Genomic DNA, 351 nt, shown 5'->3' on the forward strand with positions numbered 1-351 from the left:
GTTCTTTATAAAATTTTTCTAAAATAGTATTCACGGATAGCATCTTTCAAACATTTATTTCCTATTCTAACAAATTTCTAAATACTTTAAGAAATTTATAGTCTGTCAAGTTTTTTTCTTGACACATGCCAGAAATCTGCTATAATAGAACATGTGCTAAATAGCTCAGCTATTTCACCGAAATAAAAAATTAAAGAAATGAGACTTTAAAAATGGCAGTTAAAATCCGTTTGACTCGTATGGGTTCTAAGAAAAAACCTTTCTACCGTATCAACGTAGCAGATTCACGTTCACCACGTGACGGACGTTTCATCGAAACAGTTGGAACTTACAACCCACTTGTTGCTGAAA

General features: G+C 32.2%; 1 protein-coding gene. It reads left to right on the top strand.

The window, feature by feature from the left end:
* Nucleotides 1-212: 212 nt before the first annotated feature.
* Nucleotides 213-351, top strand: a 139-nt coding sequence (gene rpsP, locus EDI28_RS26760) for a 30S ribosomal protein S16 (RefSeq protein ID WP_128786736.1), incomplete at its 3' end; no start/stop codon positions are given.

Source organism: Photobacterium chitinilyticum (assembly GCF_004104355.1).
In the GTDB taxonomy this organism is placed as follows: domain Bacteria; phylum Pseudomonadota; class Gammaproteobacteria; order Enterobacterales; family Vibrionaceae; genus Photobacterium; species Photobacterium chitinilyticum.